Origin of the sequence: Amycolatopsis dongchuanensis, assembly GCF_039542405.1 — a bacterium.
GTDB classification, from domain to species: Bacteria; Actinomycetota; Actinomycetes; order Mycobacteriales; family Pseudonocardiaceae; genus Amycolatopsis_E; species Amycolatopsis_E sacchari.
Genome location: NZ_BAABIB010000045.1, coordinates 157,388 through 172,248 on the forward strand (window position 1 = coordinate 157,388; position 14,861 = coordinate 172,248).

Annotated in this window: 14 protein-coding genes; 9 read left to right on the top strand and 5 right to left on the bottom strand. The window is 70.5% G+C overall.

Features of this window, described 5'->3' with window-relative positions; all coding sequences use genetic code 11:
* Positions 1 to 284: 284 nt before the first annotated feature.
* The 7 genes from murJ to ABFX51_RS09025 all read left to right on the top strand — a co-directional run bounded on the left by murJ (position 285) and on the right by ABFX51_RS09025 (position 7,944).
* Entirely contained in the window at positions 285 to 2,126 is a 1,842-nt protein-coding gene (gene murJ / locus ABFX51_RS08995; RefSeq protein WP_091506610.1) for a murein biosynthesis integral membrane protein MurJ, read from the top strand.
* 59 nt (positions 2,127 to 2,185) lie between these two features.
* The gene (locus ABFX51_RS09000; protein WP_346053361.1) at positions 2,186 to 3,787 is read left to right on the top strand and encodes a protein kinase family protein; all 1,602 of its coding nucleotides are present in this window, start codon (positions 2,186 to 2,188) and stop codon (positions 3,785 to 3,787) included.
* A 10-nt stretch (positions 3,788 to 3,797) separates the two neighbouring features.
* Entirely contained in the window at positions 3,798 to 4,403 is a 606-nt protein-coding gene (sigM, locus tag ABFX51_RS09005; protein WP_091507070.1) for an RNA polymerase sigma factor SigM, read from the top strand.
* Positions 4,400 to 5,137 (top strand): hypothetical protein, encoded by a 738-nt coding sequence (locus tag ABFX51_RS09010; RefSeq protein WP_091506614.1) that lies wholly within the window; start codon positions 4,400 to 4,402, stop codon positions 5,135 to 5,137. The genes sigM and ABFX51_RS09010 overlap by 4 nt, the downstream gene beginning before the upstream one ends.
* A 96-nt stretch (positions 5,138 to 5,233) precedes the next feature.
* Entirely contained in the window at positions 5,234 to 6,226 is a 993-nt protein-coding gene (gene trxB / locus ABFX51_RS09015; protein WP_346053364.1) for a thioredoxin-disulfide reductase, read from the top strand.
* A 37-nt stretch (positions 6,227 to 6,263) separates the two neighbouring features.
* On the top strand, positions 6,264 to 6,590 hold the full coding sequence (trxA, locus tag ABFX51_RS09020; RefSeq protein WP_091506619.1) for a thioredoxin: 327 nt from the start codon (positions 6,264 to 6,266) through the stop codon (positions 6,588 to 6,590).
* A gap of 208 nt (positions 6,591 to 6,798) precedes the next feature.
* The gene (locus ABFX51_RS09025; protein WP_091506621.1) at positions 6,799 to 7,944 is read left to right on the top strand and encodes an N-acetylmuramoyl-L-alanine amidase; all 1,146 of its coding nucleotides are present in this window, start codon (positions 6,799 to 6,801) and stop codon (positions 7,942 to 7,944) included.
* A 349-nt stretch (positions 7,945 to 8,293) separates the two neighbouring features.
* Here ABFX51_RS09025 and ABFX51_RS09030 read toward each other — a convergent pair whose 3' ends face one another.
* Complete coding sequence (locus tag ABFX51_RS09030) at positions 8,294 to 8,941, bottom strand: GNAT family N-acetyltransferase (RefSeq protein ID WP_091506624.1); 648 nt, start codon at positions 8,939 to 8,941, stop codon at positions 8,294 to 8,296.
* A gap of 172 nt (positions 8,942 to 9,113) precedes the next feature.
* Between ABFX51_RS09030 and ABFX51_RS09035 the strand changes: the two genes are divergently transcribed.
* Positions 9,114 to 10,427, top strand: coding sequence for an aminotransferase-like domain-containing protein (locus ABFX51_RS09035; RefSeq protein ID WP_346053367.1), 1,314 nt, complete (start codon positions 9,114 to 9,116; stop codon positions 10,425 to 10,427).
* A 36-nt stretch (positions 10,428 to 10,463) separates the two neighbouring features.
* Positions 10,464 to 11,414, top strand: a complete 951-nt coding sequence (locus ABFX51_RS09040) for a D-alanine--D-alanine ligase family protein (RefSeq protein WP_091506629.1) — start codon at positions 10,464 to 10,466, stop codon at positions 11,412 to 11,414.
* 78 nt (positions 11,415 to 11,492) lie between these two features.
* Here the strand turns inward: ABFX51_RS09040 and ABFX51_RS09045 are convergent, their stop codons facing one another.
* The 4 genes from ABFX51_RS09045 to ABFX51_RS09060 all read right to left on the bottom strand — a co-directional run bounded on the left by ABFX51_RS09045 (position 11,493) and on the right by ABFX51_RS09060 (position 14,858).
* On the bottom strand, positions 11,493 to 12,491 hold the full coding sequence (locus ABFX51_RS09045; RefSeq protein ID WP_346053370.1) for a ParB/RepB/Spo0J family partition protein: 999 nt from the start codon (positions 12,489 to 12,491) through the stop codon (positions 11,493 to 11,495).
* Positions 12,488 to 13,390, bottom strand: a complete 903-nt coding sequence (locus ABFX51_RS09050; protein ID WP_346053372.1) for a ParA family protein — start codon at positions 13,388 to 13,390, stop codon at positions 12,488 to 12,490. Before ABFX51_RS09050 ends, ABFX51_RS09045 begins: the two co-directional genes overlap by 4 nt.
* A gap of 75 nt (positions 13,391 to 13,465) precedes the next feature.
* Positions 13,466 to 14,161 carry a 16S rRNA (guanine(527)-N(7))-methyltransferase RsmG gene (gene rsmG / locus ABFX51_RS09055; protein ID WP_428832460.1) on the bottom strand — a complete coding sequence of 232 codons (696 nt, stop codon included), beginning with the start codon at positions 14,159 to 14,161 and terminating at the stop codon, positions 13,466 to 13,468.
* Between the two features lie 154 nt (positions 14,162 to 14,315).
* Positions 14,316 to 14,858: a Jag family protein gene (locus ABFX51_RS09060; RefSeq protein ID WP_346053376.1), complete on the bottom strand. Its 543-nt coding sequence runs from the start codon at positions 14,856 to 14,858 to the stop codon at positions 14,316 to 14,318.
* Positions 14,859 to 14,861 lie beyond the last annotated feature (3 nt).

The following is a 14,861-nucleotide window of genomic DNA, read 5'->3' on the forward strand; positions in this document are numbered from 1 at the left end:
GACCGCCGAGGATTGGGCACGCGTTGGACAGAGAGCCGGGGTGGCCACCCGAGCGTCCCGCCGAACGTGTGGCGAGGCGGCCACCGACTGACCGCCAGCCGCCGTCGGAGCAGCCCACCCGGCGGGTGCCGCCGGTCAACGGCCGCCGCCGGCAGCCGCCGCCCCCTCGGGCCCAGGTCCCGCCGCCGCCCGTGCGGCAGCAACCGCCGCAGCGCCAGCCGCAGCCCCCGCGCCGCCAGCCGGTGCGGCCGTGGCGCCAGGAACGCGAGCGCCAGCAGGACAGCATGCCCTTCGGGGCGCCGCCGCTGCCGCCGAACGACCCCGACGCGACGATGTTCATCCCCCGCATCGGCGGGGTGCCCGCGAGCTCGAAGTGGCCGGTCGCCGACCCGGACTCGATGCGGCCGTACGACACGCTGGCCACGCGGATGCTGCCGCGGCTGCCCAGCCCGCCTCCCGCCGCGAGCACGTTCGGCGCGGGGCCGGGCCTCGACGCGACGGGCTACCTGCCGAAGGTCGAGCCGCCGGCCAAACCGGCCGCGCCGTCGCTGGCCAAGTCGAGCAGCCGGATCGCGATCGCCTCCCTGATCAGCCGCATCACCGGCTTCTTCTGGAAGATCATGCTGGTCTGGGCGGTGGGCACCGGCATCGTCAACGACTCGTTCAACATCGCCAACACGCTGCCGAACATCGTGTTCGAGCTGCTGCTCGGCGGGGTGCTGAGCAGTGTCGTGGTGCCGCTGCTGGTCCGTTCGCAGGACGACCCGGACGGCGGTGAGGCGTACACGCAGCGCATGCTCACGGTGGCGTTCGTGCTGCTGCTGGTCGGCACGGTGATCGCCGTCATCGCCGCGCCGCTGTTCACGTCGCTGTACCTGGACAGCGGCAGCGGCAAGGCGAGTCCCGAGCTGACCACGGCGTTCGCCAGGCTGCTGTTGCCCGAGATCCTGTTCTACGGCGTGTTCGCGCTGCTCTCGGCGGTGCTCAACGCGAAGCAGATCTTCGGTCCGGCGGCGTGGGCGCCGGTGGTGAACAACCTGGTCGTGATCGCCACGCTGGCCGTGTTCATGGTGCTGCCCGGCCAGATCAGCCTCGACCCGGTGCGGTTGGGCGAGCCGAAGCTGCTGGTGCTCGGCATCGGCGTGACGATGGGCATCGTCGTGCAGGCGCTCATGCTCGTGCCGCCGCTGCTGCGCACCGGGTTCCGGTTCAAGTGGCGCTGGGGCATCGACCGGCGGATGCGGGAGTTCGGCGGCCTGGCGCTGTGGATCCTCGGCTACGTCGCCGTCAGCCAGATCGGTTTCACGATCAACACGCGGGTGCTGACCAGCGGCGACGCCGGTGGCGTGACGATCTACTCGAACGCCTGGCTGCTGTTCCAGCTGCCCTACGGCGTCATCGGGGTGTCGCTGCTGACCGCGATCATGCCCCGGCTGAGCCGCAACGCCGCCGACGGCGACACCCGCAAGGTCGTCGCCGACCTGTCGTACGCCTCGCGCATCTCGACCGTGATGCTCGTCCCGATCGCGGCGGTGCTGAGCGTCATCGGCTCCCCGGTCGGCGTCGCGTTGTTCAGCGGCGGCGAGAACTCCGCCGCGCAGGCGCAGCGGCTCGGCGAGGCACTGGCGATCTCGGCGTTCGGCCTGCTGCCGTACGCGCTGGTCATGCTGCAGCTGCGGGTGTTCTACGCGATGAAGGACGCCCGCACCCCGACCCTGATCATGATCGTGATGACGCTGGTCAAGATCCCGCTGCTGTACCTGTGCCAGGCGCTGCTCTCCGACGAGAACATCGTGCTGGGCGCCATGATGGTCAACTCGCTGACGTTCGTGGTCGGCGCGATCATGGGCCAGGTGTGGCTGTGGGTGAGCCTCGGCAACCTCCGCAGCAAGCGCGTGCTCGGCGTCATCCTGTTCACCGTCGTCGCGAGCGTGCTGGGCGTGGTCGCGGCGGTGCTCGTCGGCACGGTCGTGCCGGACTTCGGGCCGCGGCTGACGGCGTGGATCAAGCTGGTGCTGCAGGGGATCGTCGGCCTCGGCGTCTCGTTCGGCGTGCTGGCTGCCCTCAAGGTCGAGGAGCTTGCCCCGGCAACCAAGCGGTTCACCCGTTTGGTGAAGCGCCGGTAACAATCGACACACCGATAACCCTGAATGACCCGTCGTACTCGCGTACGCTCGTCTCTTGAATGGGCGAAAAGAGAGAGCGTGGGGTGGACGAGAAGCGGAGCGAGCACGTCGGTGTCCGCGCGCGGGGTGGTTCCCTCGCGCCCGGCAGTGTCGTCGGCGACGGCAGGTACCGGCTCCTTGCCCAGTTCGGGATCGACGAACGCGCCGGTGCGCACCTCTGGCGGGCCCGTGACGGGCAGCTCCGCCGTGACGTCGCGCTGACGCTGCTGGTGGGTGACCCGGCGGACGCCGAGTCGGCCCGCATGGCGCGCCGCACCCTCGAACGAGCCGCGCACGCCGCGAAGTTCACGCACGAAGGCGTCGCCCGCGTGCTCGACGTCCTCAGCCTCGGCAACGGCATCACCTCCAGCGAGGGGCTGCTCGGGGTCGTGGTCACGGAGTGGACCAAGGGCACCGACCTGATCGACCTGGTCGCCGAGCACCCGGTCGCCCCGCTCACCGCCGCGCGCATGGTGCAGAAGCTCGCCGGCGCGGTCGAACGCGCCCACCACGCGGGTCTCGTGCTCGGCCTCGACCACCCGCAGCGGCTGCGGCTGACCACGGACGGCACGCTGCGGCTCGCGTTCCCCGGTCCGCTGCCGGACGCGACGCTGCGTGACGACGTCAAGGCGATCGGCGCCGTGCTGTACCTGCTGCTCACCGGCCGGTGGGCGCTGCCGGGCGGTCCGGCGGCGATCCCGGCGGCCCCGCACGCGCCGAACGGCAGACTCGTGCCGCCCCGTTCGCTGGTGCCCTCGGTGCCCGCCGAACTCTCGTCGCTGGCCGTGCGGACGATCGAGGACGGCGGGCACGGTGGTATCCGGACCAGCGCCGCCATCCTGCAGGCGCTCGAACTGGCCGCCGAGGCCGAGGAACGCACCCAGCTGATCAACGCCTCGGGCGTCAAGCCCGACGACGACGGCACGATCTGGACCACCAAGAAGCCGGTCAAGGACAAGGCCAGGCGGCGCAAGCTCGCGCTCGGCGTCACGGTGCTGGTGGTCGCCGCGGTCGCGATCCTCGCGTGGCTCGGGATGCTCGCGATCAGCTTCTTCCAGGACAGCCCCACGGCCGGTCCGCCGATCAACGTAGCCCAGCCGACGTCGACGGCCGCCCCGCCGCCCACGTCGTCGGAGGCGCCTCCGCCCACCAGCGGCAGCCCGAGCGGGCAGGCGCAGCTCGGCGCCCCCGTCAAGCCCGCCAGTGCCAGCGTCTACAACCCGGACGGCGACGGTGACAACACGAGCCGGGCGAAGAACCTGATCGACGGGGACCCGGGCACCACGTGGCGCACCGACCAGTACCGGCAGCAGTTCCCGACGATCAAGCAGGGCGTCGGGATCATCGTGAACTTCGACAACCCGATCAACCTGGGCAAGGTGACGATCGACGGTGGCAGCGCGGGCACGGTCGTCGAGCTGCGGGCGGCCGACTCCAAGGAGCCGCCGCTGAGCTCCACGCGGGTGCTGGGCACGGCCACGCTCAACGGGCCGACCACGGACATCACACTGCCCCAGCCCCAGCAGGGGGAGTACTTCGTGCTGTGGATCAGCCAGCTGACGAACAGCTCCGGGAAGTACCAGTCCCAGATGGGCGAATTGACGTTCCTGCCTGCCCAGTAGTGTGTCGCGGGTGACCGCAGCCGTACCGACGGACGCCGAGCTCATCGCGGCGCATGCCGCGGGGGACCCCGCAGCGTTCAGCGAACTGGTCCGGCGGCACCGGGACCGGATGTGGGCCGTCGCGTTGCGCACGCTGCGTGACCCCGAGGAGGCGGCCGACGCGCTGCAGGACGCCTTCATCTCCGCCTTCCGGGCCGCCGGCAACTTCCGTGCCGAGTCCCAGGTGACCACGTGGCTGCACCGCATCGTGGTCAACGCCTGCCTCGACCGCATGCGCCGCAGGCAGGCCCGCCCGACGGTGCCGCTGCCGGAGACCGGGTTCAACGAACCCGCCACCCCGCGTGACTCGATGGCCGACCGCGAGACGCGGCTGGTCATCACCGCCGCGCTCGACCAGCTGCCCGAGGACCAGCGCACGCCGATCGTGCTGGTGGACGTCGAGGGCTACTCGGTCAGCGAGACCGCGAAGCTGCTCGGCATCGCCGAAGGCACCGTGAAGAGCCGCTGCGCCAGGGGCCGCGCGAAACTCGCCAAGGTTCTCGGTCATCTGCGGAACCCGGATGCGATTGCGAACGTCCCAACTTCCGAAAGCAAACGCCGACGGGAGGCTCGATGACGGACGAGAGTCGGGGGATCGCCGGCCGGCCGTGGTCTGTCGACCTGCTCGCGGACCTGCAGGCGGGCGCGCTCGACGAGCACGAGGCGGCCGGGTTGTGGCCGCGCGTCCAGGCCGACCCCGAGGCCCGCGCGATCCTCGGCGCGCTCGAGGCGACCACGGCAGACCTGGCGAGCCTGGCCACCGCGCCCGCGCCGCCGATGCCCGCCGAAGTGGCCGCCCGGATCGACGCCGCACTGGCACGGGAGGCGGGGCAGGCCCCGCCCGCCCCGGTGGTGGACCTCGCGGCCGCACGGCGCAGGCGGAACAAGCGGATCGGCTGGGTCAGCGGTGTCGTCGCCGTGGCCGCCGCCGCGGTGGCCGCGATCGCCGTCGTGGTGCCGAAGTCCGCGGACACGACGGGTACGCCGGTGGCCCAGCCGCCCGCGAGCAGTGCGCCTTCCGCCGGTTCCCTCGCCGTGCGCAGTGACCAGCCGCAGGCCGCGGTCGGGCAGCTGAGCACCGGGGTCAAGGACTACGGCCCGCTCGGTGACGCGCAGCGGCTGAGCACGTGCCTGCAGGAGGCCGGGTTCGCGCCGACCGCCGCGCCGATCGGGGTCCGCCCCGGCACGGTCGACGGCAGGCCCGCGGTGCTGGCGCTGCTGACCACGGGCAAGCTCGCCGAGTTCCGGCTCGTCGGGCTGGCCCCGGAGTGCGGGCCGCGGGCGCTGCTCGACAAGGTCGTCGGCAAGTAGCCTTCCACCCCGCGCGACGGGCGTCACCCCCGGGAACAGCTGACCCTACGATCGTGTTGAGCCTGGTACGCAGGTCACGACGAGCGGAGGTCACGGGTGGCAGCGGAAAACGTTCGGAACCTGATCATCGTGGGATCCGGACCGGCTGGGTACACGGCGGCGGTCTACGCCGCGCGCGCCCAGCTCGAGCCTCTGGTGTTCGAGGGTTCGCAGTTCGGTGGCGCGTTGATGACGACCACCGAGGTGGAGAACTACCCGGGCTTCTCCGGCGGCATCCAGGGTCCGGACCTGATGGACGAGATGCGCAAGCAGGCCGAGCGCTTCGGCGCGGAACTGCGTGCCGAGGACGTCGAGTCGGTCGAGCTGACCGGCGACGTCAAGTACGTGACCGCGAACGGCGTCCGGTACGCGGCGAAGGCCGTCATCCTCGCGATGGGTGCCGCCGCGCGCTACCTCAACGTGCCCGGCGAGCAGGAGCTGCTCGGTCGCGGCGTGTCCGCGTGCGCCACCTGTGACGGGTTCTTCTTCCGCGAGCACGACATCGCCGTCATCGGCGGTGGCGACTCCGCGATGGAGGAGGCGACGTTCCTGACGAAGTTCGCCAGGTCGGTGACGATCATCCACCGGCGCGAGGAGTTCCGCGCCTCGAAGATCATGCTGGAGCGCGCGCGGTCGAACGACAAGATCCGCTGGGCGCTGAACAAGCAGGTCACCGAGGTGCTGGGGGACGGCAAGGTCCAGGGCGTGAAGCTGCGGGACACCGTCACCGGCGAGGAGTCGACCCTCGACGTCACCGGTTTCTTCGTCGCGATCGGCCACGACCCGCGCAGCGCGCTGGTCCGCGGCCAGGTCGAGCTCGACGACGACGGGTACGTCGTGACCAAGGGCCGGACGTCGTACACCAACCTCGACGGGGTGTTCGCGGCCGGTGACCTGGTCGACCGCACCTACCGCCAGGCGATCACCGCCGCCGGCTCGGGCTGCAGCGCGGCCATCGACGCCGAGCGCTGGCTCGCCGAACACGCCGGTACCGAGCAGGCCGAGACCGCCCCCGAGCTGGTCGGCGGCGGCTACGGTTCGGCCAACTGACCACCTGACGTCGCATCCCACAGGTAAGGAGAGAGTCATGTCCAACACGGTGAAGGTGACCGACAAGTCGTTCGCCGACGACGTGCTGACCAGCGAGACCCCGGTCCTCGTCGACTTCTGGGCCACCTGGTGCGGCCCGTGCAAGATGGTCGCCCCGGTGCTCGAGGAGATCGCGGGCGAGCACAAGGACAAGATCAAGGTCGCGAAGCTCGACATCGACGAGAACCCGGGCACGGCCCGTGACTACCAGGTCATGTCGATCCCGACGCTGATCCTGTTCAAGGGCGGCAAGCCGGTGAAGCAGATCGTCGGCGCGAAGCCGAAGGCCGCACTGCTTTCGGATCTTTCCGACGTTCTCGCCTGAGCGAGGCAACCTGGACCCGGGGGCCTGCGTCTTCTCAAGACGGCCCCCGGGTTCTGTGCTGCCCATCCCACGCGCGGGTGACGTACTGACCGGCCCTGCGCGGTCACGGAGAGTCCACAGGGCAGAATAAGGATCCGGGTCAGCTACCCGGAACTGTTTGCGCCGCACCGGATTTCCCCGCCGGTGCCCAAGGAAGAGCGAGGAGTGCATGCGGGTACTCCGCCGCGGTGACGCCGGTGAAGACGTCGCTGAGATCCGGTCGATGCTGGTGTCGTTGGGCCTGCTCACGGCGCCCGGCGCCGCCGACGGACACGCACTCTTCGACCAGGAGGTCGAGCGAGCCGTCCGCGGTTTCCAGCAGCGCCGGGGCCTGATCACGGACGGCGTGGTCGGCCCGGCCACCTACCAGGTGCTGCGGGGCGCGACCTTCCACCTCGGGAGCCGTCCGCTCGCGTACCTGATCTCCTCGCCCGTCTCCGGTGACGATGTGTTCGCACTGCAGGACAGGCTCACCGAGCTGGGGTACGACGCGGGTCGCCCGGACGGGTTGTTCGGCCCACGTACCGAGAAGGCCCTCCGGAACTTCCAGCGCGACTACGGGCTCACCGTCGACGGCATCTGCGGCCCGGCGACCGTGCGCGCGCTGCGCCAGCTTTCGCCGCGGGCCCGCGGTGGCCGCCCGGTGTTCCTGCGTGAGCAGGAGCAGGTGCGGCAGGCCGGTCCCCGACTGCGCGGCAAGCGCATCGTGATCGACCCTGGGCACGGCGGTCCGGACACGGGTGTCGTGGTCGAGGGCGTGCGGGAGGCCGACCTGGCGTGGGACCTCGCGCGCCGGCTCGAAGGCCGGATGAAGGCCACCGGCATGGAGGCCCTGATCTCGCGTGGCCCCGACCAGGGCCCGACCGAGGCCGAGCGGGCCGCGTTCGCGAACGAGGCGGGGGCGGACCTGTTCCTGTCCCTGCACTGCGACTACAACCAGTCGCCGCACGCCCAGGGCGTGGCGACGTTCCACTTCGGCAACGGCTACGGCACCACGTCGACGGTCGGGGAGCTGCTCGCGGGGTACATCCAGCGGGAGCTGGCCGCGCGGACGGGGCTGCTGGACTGCCGCACGCACGCGAAGACGTGGGAGATCCTGCGGCTGACGCGCTGCCCCGCGGTGCGCGTGGAGATCGGCTACCTGAGCAACCCGGGCGACCGGGCGCGGATGTCGGACCCCGCCTTCCGCGACGTCGTGGCCGAGGGCATCCTCGTGGCGGTCAAGCGCCTGTACCTCCTCGGCGAGGGCGACCAGCCCACGGGCACCTTCACCTTCGCCGACGTGCTGGCCCACGAGCTGGCGAAGGCCGAGTAGTTCAGGGGTTCGGCAAGAGAACGGCGATCTCGGCGGCCGCGTCGAGGGTTTCGCCGTCCGGCCTCCCCCGTCCAGGAGCCACTTCGGCGATGACGGTGGTGCTGCCGCGCCGGTCGGAGGCGTAGTGCAGCCCGTCGAACCGAACGTCCGCGTACCCCAGTGCGGCCGCCCCCGAGCGGGGACACGTTGCCGGTCCCGTCGGTGTCGGCTGCTGTTCGTCTTGGCGCGCAGGCTCCCGGCGACGTCACTCGCGGCGCATGGGCAGAAACGGCAGGAACCGCCCGAAGAGAGCAATCCACTCACATGGCTGTGTACAACCCTGTCCATCTGTCCACAGAACTGTGGACAACTAGGCGCGCAGGGTGCTCGGTTCCGCCGTGCGGATGGTGACCTGGTCGAGCAGCCGCTCCAACGCCGCCTCGACGTCTTCCTTCCACGAGATCGCCGAGCGCAGTTCCAGGCGCAGCCGCGGCCACTTGGGGTGCGGCCGCACGGTTTTGAAGCCCACGGCGGTGAGGAAGTCCGCCGGCACCACGCACGTGTGCCCCAGCGCGTCGTTCCCCGGCTCCTCGGGGTCCGCGTCCCCGAACGACTCGATGGCCCGCACACCGCGGCGCGTGAGGTCCTTCGCCACGGCCTGGACGAGCGTGCGCCCCAGCCCGCCGCCGCGGAACTCCGGCAGCACGTGAAAACCCGTCAACAACACGGCGTCCGCGCTGGGCGGGGACGTAGGAAAGGCATTGGCGCGCGGCACGGCGTTCGGCGGTGCGTACAGCACGAAGCCCACGGGCAGGTTGTCGCTGTAGATCAGGCGGCCGCAGGAACCCCATTCCAGCAGCACGCTGGACACCCAGGCTTCCTTCTCGACCTCCGTCGACCCGAACTCCTCGGCCTGGGCCCGCAGGTGCGGCGCCAGTTCCCAGTAGACACACCGGCGGCAGTGCTTCGGCAGCTGCTCCAGGTTGTCCAGCGTGACGCCCACGACGCGACGCGACACCCGACCTCCCAGATCGCCGTGCAGGACCGGCCGACGGGCGTGACGTATCGTCACTAGATTTCGGCCGCTTCTGAGGATAGGCGTCTGTGACGCACGCCGAAAGGCCGCGAACGTCACAAGGAAGGGTGGTTACACTCGACTGACTGACCGCCGACACGCTTGCGAAGTGCTGATGACTGCCTCGATGCCCGAACGCTCCGGCCGCCACAACCTCGATCCGCACCTCGACCGGTACGCAGCGCGCACCGCGGGGATGACCGCGTCGGAGATCCGAGCGTTGTTCGCCGTGGCGAGCAGGCCGGAGGTCGTCTCGCTGGCCGGCGGCATGCCGAACCTCGCCGCGCTGCCGCTCGACAGCCTCTCGGCGCAGATGGCCGAGCTGATCGCCGAGGACGGGCTCGTGGCGCTCCAATACGGCTCCGCGCAGGGCATCCCGGTACTCCGGGAGCAGATCTGCGAGATCATGGCCCTGGAGGGCATCTCAGCCCACGCTGACGACGTCGTGGTGACCGTGGGCTCCCAGATGGGCCTCGACATGGTCACCCGCATCTTCTGCGACCCCGGTGACGTCGTGATCGCCGAGGGCCCGTCCTACGTCGGAGCGCTCGGCTCGTTCGCCGCGTACCAGGCGCAGGTCGTGCACGTCGCGATGGACGACGACGGGCTCGTCCCCGAGGCGCTACGTGACGCGCTCGCCCAGGCCGAAAAGGCCGGCCGCCGCGTCAAGTTCCTCTACACGATCCCCAACTTCCACAACCCCGCCGGCGTGACGCTCGCCGTCGAGCGGCGCGCGGAGATCCTGGCGATCTGCCGCGAGCACGGCGTGCTGGTCGTGGAGGACAACCCGTACGGCCTCCTCGGCTTCGACGGGCAGACCTACCCGGCGCTGCGCTCCCTCGACCCGGAGAACGTCGTCTACCTCGGCTCGTTCTCGAAGACGTTCGCCTCGGGCCTGCGGGTCGGCTGGGTGCTCGCGCCCCACGCGGTGCGCGAGAAGCTCGTGCTGGCGGCCGAGTCCGCGACGCTGTGCCCGCCGACGCTGAACCAGCTGGTGGTCTCGCGGTACCTGGCGACGCACGACTGGAAGGGCCAGATCAAGACCTTCCGCGAGAACTACCGGGAGCGGCGCGACGCGATCCTCTCCGCGCTGGAACAGCACATGCCCGCCGGCTGCAGCTGGACCCGGCCCGACGGCGGCTTCTACGTGTGGGTGACCGTCCCCGAGGGCGTGGACACCAAGGCGATGCTGCCGCGCGCGGTGACCGCCCGCGTGGCCTACGCGTCGGGAACCGGTTTCTACGCCGACGGTTTCGGCAGCAGGCAGATGCGCGTGTCGTACTGCTACCCGACGCCGGAGCGGATCCGCGAGGGCGTGCGCCGTCTCGCCGGTGTGCTCGAGTCCGAAATGGACCTGGTCCGCACCTTCGGTAACGTCAGCATGAAGCCGATTTCCGGGCCGGAGAACCCGTCCCCGGACACGGCCTGATTCGCTGTCCACATCAGACACTCAGGGGAGTACGGCGTGGTTGTGCCCACCGTGGCGGTGCTGGCAGGCGGCCTCTCGCACGAACGGGACGTGTCGCTCCGATCCGGCAGGCGGCTCTCCGCCGCACTGCGCGACCAGGGGCTGACCGTCGAGGAATGGGACACCGACGCCGGGTTGCTCGACCGGCTGCGGCGGGACCGGCCGGATGCGGCCGTGATCGCGCTGCACGGCGGTGAGGGCGAGAACGGCTCGGTCCAGACCATTCTGGAGATGCTGAAGGTGCCCTACGTCGGCACCAGCTCGCAGGGCTGCCGCCGTGCGTGGGACAAGCCCACCGCCAAGGCGCTCGTCGCCGAAGCCGGGTTCTCGACCCCGGACTGGGTGGCGCTGCCCAACAGCACCTTCCGCGAGCTGGGCGCCCAGCCGGTGCTGGACGCGATCGTCGAGGACCTCGGGCTGCCGCTGATCCTCAAGCCGGACCAGGGTGGTTCCGCGCTCGGCACGCAGGTCGTGCGGGACGCGGCCGAGCTGCCCGCCGCGATGGTCGGCTGCTTCGCGTACGGCGACACCGTGCTGGCGGAGCGGCTCATCGACGGTACGGAGATCGCGGTCGGCGTCGTGGAGCGCGACGGGGGCCCGCAGGCGCTGCCCGCCGTGGAGATCGTGCCGGAGAGCGGGATCTACAACTACACGTCCCGCTACACCGCCGGCCTGACCGACTTCTTCGCGCCCGCCCGGCTGCCGGAGGACGTGGCGAAGGCGGTGGGCGAGCTCGCGGTCGCGGCGCACCGGTTGCTCGGGATGCGGGACATCTCGCGGACCGACGCGATCGTCGCGCCGGACGGCACCGTCCAGTTCCTGGAGGTGAACTCCTCGCCCGGGCTCACCGAGACGTCGACGGTGCCGATGGCGATGGAGGCGGCCGGCACGAACCTCGGTGAGGTGTTCGCCGACCTGATTTCGCGCGCGATCGCCCGCGCTGCCTGACCAGACGAACGAAGGGGCCCTCCGCGAGTCGCGGAGGGCCCCTTCAGTTATTCATCACCGTGACGAAATGACCTGGTGTCATCCATCATCGGAATCGCGTGTCCGATTTGCCGCTTCCGGCGCCATCAGGGCGACAATCCGCTCAAGATCGTCGACCGAGCCGAACTCCACGACGATCCGGCCCTTGCGCCGCCCGAGGTCGACCTTCACGCGGGTGTCGAAGGTGTCCGAGAGCCGGGTCGCCAGCTCCTGCAGCCCCGGCGCCTGAAGCGGTTTGCGCGGCTGGGCCTTCGGCTTGGCCGGCGTCTCGCTCTTCTTGAGCGTCACCGCCTCTTCGGTCGCACGCACCGAAAGCCCCTCGGCGACGATGCGGGTCGCCAGCTCCTCCTGCGCCTCCGGGTCCTCCAGGGACAGCAGGGCACGGGCGTGGCCGGCCGACAACACCCCGGCGGCGACGCGGCGCTGCACGGGGAGGGGGAGCTTCAGCAACCGGATGGTGTTGGTGATGACGGGACGGCTGCGGCCGATGCGGGTCGCCAGCTCCTCGTGCGTCACCTCGAACTCGTCGAGCAGCTGCTGGTACGCGGCGGCCTCTTCGAGCGGGTTCAGCTGGACGCGGTGGATGTTCTCCAGGAGGGCGTCCCGCAACATCGCCTCGTCGGCGGTCTGGCGCACGATCGCGGGAATCGTCTCCAGCTCCGCCTGCTGCGACGCGCGGAGACGCCGCTCGCCCATGACGAGCTCGTACTCGTTGTCCGGCAGTTCCCGGACGACGATGGGCTGCATGAGCCCGAACTCGCGGATCGAGTGCTCCAGCTCGGAGAGCGCCTCCTGGTCGAACACCTGGCGCGGCTGCTTCGGGTTCGGCCGGATCGCATTGATCGGCACCTCCCGGTAGACCGCGCCGGCGACCTCGCCCCCGGCCGGCTTGATCTCGCTGTTGGCGGCGAACCAGTCCTTCTCGCCGTTGCGCGAGGACGCCTCGGGCCGGGTTTCGGCGGGCGTTTCACTCGCCGCGGGTCCCGTGGGGATCAACGCCGCCAGGCCGCGGCCGAGCCCTCCTCTGCGCTCCGTCATAACGTTCCGCTCCTCGATCCGTTGGTGCTGCCGCGTTCGGCGATCTCCTTCGCGGCGTCCATGTAGCTCATCGCCCCCCGCGAGCCGGGGTCGTAGGCGAGCACGGTCTGGCCGTAGCTGGGCGCCTCCGACACCTTCACGTTGCGGGGGATGACCGTCTTCAGCACGACGTCGCCGAAGTGGCCGCGCACCTCGGCGGTCACCTGGTCGGCCAGCTTGGTCCGGCCGTCGTACATCGTGAGCAGGATGGTGGAGACCGTGAGCGCGGGGTTCAGGTGCTTCTGCACGAGGTCGATGTTGCTCAGCAGCTGCCCGAGACCCTCCAGCGCGTAGTACTCGCACTGGATCGGGATGAGCACCTCGCGGGCGGCCACGAGCGCGTTCACCGTGAGCAGGCCGAGCGAGGGCGGGCAGTCGATGAAGACGTAGTCGACGCCGATCTCGTTGAAGGCGTCCGCCCACAGCGACTCCTTCAGCCGGGACTCGCGGTTCTCCATCTCGACGAGTTCGATCTCGGCACCGGCGAGGTCGATCGTCGCGGGCACGCACAGCAGGTTCGGGGACTGCTCGCTGACGGCGGTCGCCTCGGCGAGCGAGACCTCCCCGAGGAGCACCTCGTAGACCGAGGGCGTCCCGGAGCGGTGCTCGATGTTGAGGGCGGTGCTGGCGTTGCCCTGTGGGTCGAGATCGATCACCAGGGTCTTGAGGCCGTGCACCGCGAGCGCCGCGGCGAGGTTCACCGCGCTGGTGGTCTTCCCGACGCCACCCTTCTGGTTGGCGACGGTGAAGACGCGCCGGTGGTCCGGCCGGGGCAGGCTGTTGGGTTCGGGATGCAGAACGCGCGCCGCGCGCTCGGCTTCTTCGGCGATCGGGGTCCAGTCTGACGAAGGCGGGGTCACCGGCCGAGCCACCTCTCTGGTATCGACACTCCACCGCGCACGTCGCACGGTTTCACGTGGAACATGGCCATCTTTTCATCCCGCTCGTTTCGGCCGGGCACCGACGGTGTTGCGCCGCCGTTTCCCCTGCGCCGGTGTCCGCGGGCGGATTCGCTCGACAATCACAACGGTTGTGGGGACCTCCACGAGGCCGACCCCACAATCGGAGACCTTCGCTTCACCGCCACCGGCACGGGCGACAGCGGTCGCGTCGCGGGCGATTTCGTCCCGCGCACTGGCCCCCTTCAATGCGAGCATCATGCCACCCTCGCGCAGCAAAGGCAGGCACCAACCCGCGAGGCGGGCCAGGGGAGCGACCGCGCGGGCCGTCACGACGTCGACCTCACCGACCTCCGCCCGGACGGCACGCTCCTCCGCGCGACCACGAATCACGCGTACGTCGAGATCGAGTTCGTCGACGACCTCCGTCAGCCACTCCACCCGCCGCGCCATCGGCTCGACGAGCGTGAGCTCCAGATCGGCGCGTGCGATCGCCAGCGGGATGCCGGGCAGTCCGGCGCCCGAGCCGACATCGACCACACGCGCACCCTTCGGGACGCACTCTCCGATGACGGCGGAGTTGAGCAGGTGGCGCTCCCAGAGCCGGTCGACCTCGCGTGGGCCGATCAACCCCCGCTCGACCCCATGTCGTTCGAGCAGCGCCGCGAACCGCTCCGCGTCCGGCAGCCCGGCGCCGAACACCTCGGCCGCCGAGCCTGGCACGTCTCCCACTCGTCACCCCGTTTCACGTGAAACCACTTCTGCCGATTGTCCCTGACGCCAACATCAAGAGGGGGAGGCGGACCCGTTTCACGTGAAACAGGACGCACAAAAAAGAGCGGCCCGCCGGTTCGTCCGGCGGGCCGCTCTTCGGGTTCCTGGTTTGTCAGTCCTCGTCGTCGGGGAGGACCACCACGCGACGCTTGGGCTCCTCGCCCTCACTCTCGCTCCGCGCGCCCTTCACGGTGGCGACCGCGTCGTGCACGACCTTCCGCTCGAACGGGCTCATCGGCTGCAGGCGGACCTTCTCGCCCGTCGACACCACCGTCTCCGCCGTCGACCGGCCCAGCTCGTGAAGCTCCTCACGACGGGCGGCCCGCCAGCCCGCGATGTCCAGCATCAGGCGGCTGCGCGTGCCGGTCTCCTGCTGCACCGCCAGCCGGGTCAGCTCCTGCAGCGCCTCGAGCACCTGCCCGCGGTTGCCGACGAGCTTCTCCAGATCGTCCCCGCCGTCGATGCTGACGACCGCCCGGCCCGCCTCGACGTCCAGGTCGATGTCCCCGTCGTAGTCGAGCAGGTCCAGCAGCCGCTCCAGGTAGTCACCGGCGATATCGCCCTCCTGCACCAGGAGGTCGGCGCCCGTCGGCCCGTTCTCGTCGTCGCCGGGCTTGTCCTGCTCGGTCTCGACAGCCTCGACCGTCTCCGACATCAT